The 8,563-nt window shown below is 70.6% G+C and carries 8 protein-coding genes; 3 read left to right on the plus strand and 5 right to left on the minus strand.

Annotated elements, in window-relative coordinates; translation table 11 throughout:
- Positions 1-107 precede the first annotated feature (107 nt).
- Together CCL05_RS20140 and CCL05_RS20145 are read right to left on the minus strand one after the other, a co-directional pair.
- Entirely contained in the window at positions 108-1,139 is a 1,032-nt protein-coding gene (locus CCL05_RS20140) for an esterase-like activity of phytase family protein (RefSeq protein ID WP_086561886.1), read from the minus strand.
- Between the two features lie 52 nt (positions 1,140-1,191).
- A complete protein-coding gene (locus CCL05_RS20145; RefSeq protein ID WP_086561887.1) occupies positions 1,192-2,043 on the minus strand; it encodes a serine hydrolase in 852 nt (283 codons plus the stop codon).
- 526 nt (positions 2,044-2,569) lie between these two features.
- Here CCL05_RS20145 and CCL05_RS20150 point away from each other — a divergent pair.
- Positions 2,570-3,187, plus strand: coding sequence for a hypothetical protein (locus CCL05_RS20150; RefSeq protein ID WP_086561888.1), 618 nt, complete (start codon positions 2,570-2,572; stop codon positions 3,185-3,187).
- Between the two features lie 151 nt (positions 3,188-3,338).
- On the plus strand, positions 3,339-3,773 hold the full coding sequence (locus tag CCL05_RS20155) for an ATP-binding protein (RefSeq protein ID WP_086561892.1): 435 nt from the start codon (positions 3,339-3,341) through the stop codon (positions 3,771-3,773).
- Between the two features lie 66 nt (positions 3,774-3,839).
- Here CCL05_RS20155 and CCL05_RS20160 read toward each other — a convergent pair whose 3' ends face one another.
- The 3 genes from CCL05_RS20160 to CCL05_RS20170 form a co-directional block, all read right to left on the minus strand.
- Complete coding sequence (locus CCL05_RS20160; protein WP_086561889.1) at positions 3,840-5,531, minus strand: thiamine pyrophosphate-binding protein; 1,692 nt, start codon at positions 5,529-5,531, stop codon at positions 3,840-3,842.
- Positions 5,528-6,511, minus strand: coding sequence for an agmatinase (gene speB / locus CCL05_RS20165; protein ID WP_086561890.1), 984 nt, complete (start codon positions 6,509-6,511; stop codon positions 5,528-5,530). The genes CCL05_RS20160 and speB overlap by 4 nt, the downstream gene beginning before the upstream one ends.
- 76 nt (positions 6,512-6,587) lie before the next feature.
- A complete protein-coding gene (locus tag CCL05_RS20170; protein WP_086561891.1) occupies positions 6,588-8,069 on the minus strand; it encodes a sodium:solute symporter family protein in 1,482 nt (493 codons plus the stop codon).
- 130 nt (positions 8,070-8,199) lie between these two features.
- Between CCL05_RS20170 and CCL05_RS20175 the strand changes: the two genes are divergently transcribed.
- Positions 8,200-8,563 (plus strand): PucR family transcriptional regulator ligand-binding domain-containing protein (locus tag CCL05_RS20175; RefSeq protein ID WP_208641571.1); only part of this gene is annotated, 364 nt, incomplete at its 3' end.

Consider the following 8,563-nt stretch of genomic DNA (forward strand, 5'->3'; position numbering starts at 1 on the left):
GGGATCCCCCATGCACCCCCGACGGGATATCCCCCCGCCAACACCTCCCTCGTCGAGCCGGAGGTGATGACCCGGCCGAACCGCGTGCGTCGCCCTCGTGCGGGGGTCTAGGCCGTCGTTCTCACCCGCAGGGCGTAGAAGCGGGTCGTCTGGGTCTTGTTCTCGTTGTCGTCGCTGGCCAGGAGGACCCTCAGGGTGTTCTTCGTCCGGCCCGTGATCGTCATGGCCTCGATGTTGTCGAGGAGCGGGTTCGGCTGGGGTTGTCTGGCCGTCGCTCCGAGGGAGGGGCAGGTCGCCAGGTCGGTGAGGAGGGTCTTCTTGATCAGGCGGGTCTCGGGGTGGGCCGGCAGGGTCTCGATGCCGCTCGTGTCCGTCGCCCCGCGCGGGTCGGCCAGGTAGAGACGGACCGTGTTGCCCACGCCGGAGGTGAAGCCGCGCTCCAGGACGAGGAGGCGGCCGTCGGGGGTCGCCCGGACCTCGGGGACGCCCAGGCCGGGGTCCGTGCGGTAGGCGTACTGGGCGCCGAGGGCGAAGTGGCCGTGCGGCGTCCTGGCCCAGGTCTGGAAGCGGACGATCGTCGCGTCGTCGCCGGAGAGCGCGTACTCCATGGAGGCCAGCAGGGTGCGGCCGCCGGGGAGCAGGGTCAGGCCCTCGAAGGTGCCGTTGGGCTGGGCGCGCCCCGCGGGGCTCACGCGCAGGGCGTCCGGGACCGGGAGGCGGTCGAGGAGCCTGCCGGTGCGGGAGTAGCGGCGGATGGACGGCTCCGTTTCGGAGGAGACGAGATACGTGCCGTCGCCATCGACGACCAGTCCCTCGGAGTCGAGCGCGGTGCCGTTCACGTCGGCGAGCGGGACCACGGACCCGGGCTTCAGCGTCCTCGCGTCCAGGAGGAAGAGGGACGAGCGGTCGGAGAGGGCGGCCAGGGAGCCGTCGCTGTCCATGGCGAGGGCCGAGAGGTTGCCGACGTAGGTGTTCTCGTACGTCGTCTTGTCGAGTGCGTCGGAGAAGCCGTCGATGGAGACGGCCGGCGAGCAGGTGTGCCGGGTGTCGTGCGCCTGGGCGGGGGCGGCGGTGGTCGTCAGGCACGTGGCCGCCGCCAAGCCCGCGGTGAGGGCGCCGAGGTGGGTTCTCAGGGGCATGGCGTCACCGTAGGGCGGGCCGGTGACGCCGGGTAGGACGCGTGGTGACGGGTCAGCTCGCGGCCAGGTCCTTGTGGATGACCTTGGCCACGGCCTGGATGGTCGCGATGCCGTAGTTCATGGTGCTGTTGCCGTGGGTGAGCACGGTCATCATGTAGTCGTGGCCGCCGCCCTTGAACGCGCCGACGCTGTGCACCCGCCAGCCGTTCGTGGAGCGTTGCAGCCAGCCGTTCTTCACGGCCACGGTGACGCCGGAGGGCACTCCGTACGGCGTGCCCCAGCGCTGGGACGAGACGACCTGCCCCATCAACTTCAGGATGTACGCACGGGAGTTGTCGCTCAGGACCGTGTTCTTGGCGGTGAGGAGCTTCAGCAGCTTCTGCTCGTCGGTGACGGTGATCTGCGTCAGGCCCCAGTAGCCGTTGGCGCCGGGCACGGTCTGGGTCATGCCGGCGGCGGTGAGGAAGCCCTTGATCTTCGTCATGCCGAGCTGCTTCCACAGCGTGGAGGTCGCGGCGTTGTCCGACTTGGTGATCATGGCCTTGGCGAGGGTGTTCTCGCGGTCGGTGAGATACCGGTTGTGCTTCTTCGCGTCCCACAGCAGCGTGGCGAGGACGGTGACCTTGACGACGCTGGCCGAGTCGTAGGCGGAACTCGCGCGCAGGGTGCAGGTCGTGTCGGTGCTGCGGTCGTAGAGGCCGACGGCGACGGTGCCCTTGCGGGTCGCGAGCGCGGCGGTGATGTCCTGCTTCAGCTTGGCGGCCAGCCCGGCCTTGGCGGACGTACAGGTCACGGCCGGAGTGGCGGCGGCTGCGGGCGTGGCGGCGGCGACGAGCGGCACGAGCACGCCCGTACCCACGGCCGCCGCCAGCACTCTCGCGCGGCGGGATATCCCAGAAGTCATGCACACCATGACTCACCGGACGGGGGCAAAGGTTGTAGCGATTGGCGAAGACTTGTGCGAGTCGTTACCGGGCGCTGAGCGGTTTCACAGAATGGGGCCAGCTTCGTCACAGTGGCCACAAACCAGGGCTGTTCACGATGCGGCGCTCCAGTCCTGGAACCTGTCCGGCTCCAGCCTGAACAGCTTCTGCAGTGCGTGTACGCGTCCCGGCCCGGCCGGCGCAAGAACAGAAGCACGGCACTGCCGTGAAGGACGCGGCTTTCGGCCAGTCGACGGTCTACCGTCTCGACCCGTCCGACGTCACCTGATCCCCGCACCACCGGCGAACGACCCCGACCTCACGGTCAGAGGCCGTTCCACCGACCCCTGCGGAAACTCTTGACGCCGCCTTTCCCACCGGGATACTTGCGGTCGACAGTGCGTCAACTTCACCACCAGCAAAGAGATTTGGCTTCCGCTGTCCGAGATCCCGAACGTCGTGCGAAGTTTCGCAAGCTTTCGACGGCCCCCCACAGGAGGATCCGCAATGAGCCCACGCAAGGCCCTCATAGCCGCGCTGACGGCCGCACTCCTGGCCGGCCCGGGTGTCGCCCAGGCCGCCACCACCCAGACCACCACCCCCCAATCCGCTCCCGCCCCGGCCCGCGACCGCGCCGCCGCGGCCACCATCACCTGGTCCCTGGTGCGGGCGAGCAACCCCACCGAGGACCAGCGCACCGCCTACGACGCCATCACCCGGGCCATGAACGCGGCGGTGGCCCGCTACAACAACCTCAGTGACCTGGGCAAGACCATCACCGTCCGCTACGAGCCGGGCGTCCCCACCGCCGACGGCAACATCAACGGGACCATCCGCTTCGGCAGCAACCGCAGCTACATGAACGAGCGGACGGCCCTGCACGAGATCGCCCACACCATCGGCGTGGGCACCAGCTCGGGCTGGTCCCGCCTCGGCGGCAGCGGCACCTGGACCGGCGGGCAGGCGACCGCGCTGGTCAAGCAGTACGACGGCTCCGGCGCGAAGATCTCCACCGGCGGCGGCCACTTCTGGCCCTACGGCCTGAACTACGACAACGAGTGGTCGAACACGGCCGCCGACCGCCACGTCCACATCGTCGCCGCGATGGTCCGCGACGGCCTGTAGGCCGTGTTCGACCCGTGCTTGAGAAGTAGCCGGCGTGGGGGATGGGCCGGCCGGAAAGTCGCGGGCGGCCCACCGCATCGTGTCTGTCGAGGAGGGCGCCGGGTACACGTTCATGCACGTGTGTGGGGCCGAGGGAGAGGAGGTCGGGGCTGTGGCGGTGAAGGCGATGGGATGGGCGCACTCGTTCCCCATGTCCGAGGGAGTACGCGCCGGGAGGGAGTGGACACGCAGGCGTCTCGAATCCCTGCCCTGGGCCGCTGCGGAGCCGGACACGATGGACGCCATCGTGCTGGCCGTGTCCGAGCTGATCACCAATGCGCACATCCACGCGCACAGCGACGCGCACCTGGTCCTCACCTGGGACGGCGACTGCCTTCATGTGAGCGTCCACGACGAGGACCCGACGCTGCCGCGCCGGCGCGAAGCGGAGCCGGGGGAGGTCTCCGGCCGCGGAGTGGCGATCGTGCAGAAGCTCGCCGATGAGTGGGGGATGCGGTGCCGGCGGAACGGCAAGACGGTGACGGCATGCTTCCGCCCCGCCGATACCGATGCCGGCAACGATCGGCACGATGACAGCAGCGACTGAGTTCTGCTCACCGGTGAAGCCCCCCCTCCGCGCAGCGATGGCCCAGACCGAGCGCCGATCGGGTGATCAGTCCGAGCCCAGGTGCGTCGGCGCGAACATCCGCAGGACGGCCGGGAGCAGGACCACCGAGGGTCCCGGCGAGGCGAGTTGCTTCGCGAGGTCCTGCTCCAGGTTCTCCGGGGTCGTACGGACCCCGGGGACACCGAAGGACTCCGCCAGCGCCACGTAGTCCGGCCGGGTCAGTTCCGTCGCGGTCGCCTCGCCGAACGCGTCGGTCATGTACTCGCGCAGGATGCCGTAGCCGCCGTCGTCGACGATCAGCCACGTCACCGGAAGGTCGTACTGCTTGGCCGTCGCCAGCTCGGCGATCGAGTACAGGGCGCCGCCGTCGCCGGAGACGGCGAGGACCGGCCGGGTCGGGTCGGCCGCCGCCGCGCCGAGTGCCGCCGGGAAGGCGTAGCCGAGGCCGCCCGCGCCCTGGGCGGAGTGCATGTGGTTGGGGCCCTTGGCGTCGAAGGCCGACCAGGCCCAGTACGCGAGGATCGTCATGTCCCAGAAGGACGGGGAGTCGGCGGGCAGTGCCCTGCGGACGGACGCCAGCACGTCCTGTTCCAGGGTGAGTTCCTGGGCGGCGATGCGGTCGGCGACCTTCGCGAGGAGTGCGCGCACGCGCTCCGGGGCCGTCGGGTCCGCCCGCTCGGAGACCGTCTCCAGCAGGGCCTGCACCGCGAGGCGGGCGTCCGCGTGGATGCCCAGGGCCGGGTGGTTGGACTCCAGCTTGCCGAGGTCGGCCTCGATCTGGATGACCCGGCCGCGCGGTTTGAACGTGTGGTAGTTGGAGGAGAGTTCGCCGAGGCCCGAACCGACGACGAGGAGGACGTCCGCGTCTTCCAGGAAGTCCGTGGTGTGGCGGTCCTCGATCCAGGACTGGAGCGACAGCGGATGCGTCCACGGGAACGCGCCCTTGCCGCCCGGTGTCGTGACGACCGGTGCCTGAAGCGTCTCGGCCAGCCGGCGCAGCTTCTTCGACGCGTCCGCCCGGACCACCCCGCCGCCCGCGATGATCGCCGGGCGGGCCGCCTTCGACAGCAGGTCGGCGGCCACGGCGGTCAGTTCGGGGCGCGGCGGCAGCTCCTCCGGGAAGGCGTCGCCGCCGGTCACCACGGGGATCGCCGTCCGCGCGAGCAGCACGTCCTGCGGGATCTCCACCCACACCGGCCCGTGCGGGGCGCTCAGCGCCGACTTCCAGGCCGCCTCGATCGCGGACGGGATCTGGGACTGAGTGCGGACGGTGTGGACCGACTTCACCACGCCCTTGAACGAGGCCGCCTGGTCAGGCAGTTCGTGCAGATAGCCGTGCCGGCCGCCGCCGAGCCCCGCCGTCGGGACCTGGCTGCTGATCGCCAGGACGGGAGCGCTCGCCGCGGCCGCCTCCTGGAGCGCCGCCAGCGAGGTCAGCGCTCCCGGCCCCGTCGACAGCAGCAGCGGCGCCGCCTCACCCGTAATGCGGCCGTACGCGTCCGCCGCGAACCCGGCGTTGTTCTCCACCCGCAGGCCGATGTACCTCAGGTCCGAGCGGCGCAGCGCGTCGAACATGCCGAGCGCGTGCTGGCCGGGCAGTCCGAAGACGGTCGTCGCGCCCAGCCCGGCCAGCGTCTCCACGACCAGGTCTCCGCCGGTGCGGCCGGGGGGAGGGTTGAGGGCGGCCTCCGTCTGGGCGGGCGTCGGGCGGAGCACCAGGTCGTGGTCGTGAGTCACTGCGCTTCCGAGTCCTTCCGGGCCGCGGCGATCTGGCGCGACATGATCGTGGTCAGTTCGTACGCCGTGTGGGACGCGGCCACCGACGTGATCTCCGCGTGATCGTACGCGGGGGCCACCTCGACGACGTCCGCGGAGACCAGGTTGCAGGACGCGAGCCCGCGCAGGATCTCCAGCAGTTCCCGCGAGGTCATGCCGCCGGCCTCGGGCGTGCCCGTGCCGGGGGCGTGTGCCGGGTCGAGGCAGTCGATGTCGATGGAGATGTACAGGGGCCGGTCGCCGATGCGCTGGCGGAGCTGGTCGGCGACCTCGTCGGCGCCGCGCCGGTAGACGTCCGCCGACGTGACGATGCCGAAGCCCATCTTCTCGTCGTCGGTCAGGTCCTGCTTGCCGTACAGCGGGCCGCGCGTGCCGACGTGGGACAGGGCCGAGGTGTCGAGGATGCCCTCCTCGACCGCGCGGCGGAACGGGGTGCCGTGCGTGTACTCGGCGCCGAAGTAGGTGTCCCAGGTGTCGAGGTGGGCGTCGAAGTGCAGCAGGGCGACCGGGCCGTGCTTCTTCGCCACCGAGCGCAGCAGGGGCAGCGCGATGGTGTGGTCGCCGCCGAGGGTCATCAGGCGGGCGCCCGAGCCGAGCAGGTCGTCCGCGGCGGCCTCGACGGTCTCGACGGCCTCGTTGATGTTGAACGGATTCACGGCGATGTCCCCGCCGTCCGCGACCTGGGCGAGGGCGAACGGGGAGGCGTCCTGCGCCGGGTTGTACGGACGCAGCAGCCGGGACGCCTCACGGATCGCGTTGCCGCCGAAGCGGGCACCCGGCCGGTACGAGACACCCGAGTCGAACGGCACGCCCACCACCGCGACATCGGCCCGTCCGCCGACCTCGTCCAGCCGGGGCAGCCGGGCGAAGGTCGCGGGGCCCGCGTACCGCGGAACGCGGGAGGAGTCGACGGGTCCGCGGGGAGTCTCGTTGCTGCTCATGAGGAAATGCCTTCTCTCCTACGCTTCATCGCGTATGCACTGCTGTGTGCTGCTATGTACTGACTGCTCTACGACTCTACTGGGGAGCCGTGACCGGTTCGGACGGGCGTTCGGGGGACCCGGGGGACCGTCCGGCGAGCCGTTCGCGCCAGGCGGCGAGGACGGCGGCGTCGGTGGCGGGAGTGGCCAGGGAGACGATCACGTACGCGGCGAGCGAGGCGAGCAGGCCGTAGGTGACGGGCTCGTTGGCGAGGATGCCGTGCGTCGCCATCAGCACGATGACCGCGAGTCCGCCGACCACGACGGAGGCGAGGGCGCCGTACACCGTGCCCCGCTTCCACACCAGCCCGCCGAGGATCGGCACGAGCAGTCCGCCGACGAGGAGGTTGTAGGCGACGGTCAGCGCCTCCACCACGTTGTCGATCGCGATGGCCGTGCCGATGACGGCGACACCCATGAGCAGGATGAAGGCCCGGTTGCCCCGCACCTCGTCATGGTCGTCGTGGTCGTCCGACGGTGCCTTGGCGATCCCCCGCAGCCGGGACCAGATGTCGTTGTTGGCGACGGTGGCGCAGGCGATCAGCGCGCCGGACGAGGTCGACATCACGGCGGCCAGGGCGGCGGCCAGCACCAGCCCCCGGACTCCGACGGGCAGTTCGTCCTTCACGATGGTCGCGAAGGCGTCGTCCGCGCTGCCCAGCTTCGGGTACAGCACCTTGGCCGCCGTACCGATGACGGCACCGGCGAGGGCGTACGCGAGGCAGTAGGTGCCGGCGACGGTCCCGCCCCACTTGGCGGTCCGGTCGCTGCGGGCGGTGAAGACGCGCTGCCAGATGTCCTGCCCGATGAGCATGCCGAAGGTGTAGATCAGCACGTAGGTGAAGATCGTCTCGCCGCCGATGCCGAGCGGGTCGAAGTAGCCGGTGGGCAGCCGGGCCTTCATCTCGCCGAACCCGCCCGCCTTCACGACGGCGATCGGCAGCAGCAGGAGCAGGACGCCGATGGTCTTCACGACGAACTGCACCATGTCCGTCAGGGTGATCGACCACATCCCGCCGAGGGCGGAGTACGCCACGACGATCGAGCCGCCGAGGACGATCGCGAGCGTGCGGTTCATGTCGAACAGGACGTCGAAGATCGTGGCGTACGCGATGGTCGAGGTCACCGCGAGCATGAGGGTGTAGGCCCACATGACGACACCGGAGATGATCCCGGCCCGGCCGCCTCCGTAGCGCAGGTCGAGCATCTCGGAGACGGTGTAGACCTTCAGCCGGGCGATGCGGGCGGAGAAGAAGACGGAGAGGGCGAGCAGGCCGAGGCCGATGGTGAAGACCATCCAGGCGCCGGACAGGCCGTACTGGTAGCCGAGCCCCACACCGCCGATGGTGGAGGCGCCGCCGAGGACGATCGCCGCCATGGTGCCGGAGTACATGGCCGGGCCGAGGCGGCGGCCGGCCACCAGGAACTCGCTCTTGGAACGGGCGCGGCGCATGCCCCACCAGCCCATGGCGAGCATGCCGGCCAGGTAGACGACGATCACGAGGTAGTCGACGGCCATGGGGCCTCCTTCGCACACGCTCGTTCGTTGGGGGACGAGGCTGACGAGGACTGACCCTAGGTGGCCGGAAAGCGACTGCGAAGTGTACGTTTCATCCACTGGAGCGGCGCTGGCTGGAGGGAACGCACACATGCCGGACTCGACGGTTCCCCCCACGCCTCCCATCCCGCTGTCCGCTCTCCTGGCCCGCGAGGACCTGGCGCTGCGCCGGATCGCCGGCCCGGACGACCCCGGCACCGTCGTCCACTGGGTCCACACCTCGGAGATGGCGGACCCGTATCCGTATCTGCTGGGCGGGGAACTGCTGCTCACGGCGGGGGTGCACATTCCCGAGGCGGCGGGGTCGGGCACGTACTTCGACGACTACGTGGCCCGGATCGTCGCGGCGGGCGGCGCGGCCCTCGGCTTCGGGGTGGCGCCGGTGCACGACATGGTGCCGAGGGCGCTGGTCGCGGCGTGCGAGAGATACGGCCTGCCGCTGCTGGAGGTGCCGC

The organism is Streptomyces africanus (genome assembly GCF_002150735.1).
Classification (GTDB): domain Bacteria; phylum Actinomycetota; class Actinomycetes; order Streptomycetales; family Streptomycetaceae; genus Streptomyces; species Streptomyces africanus.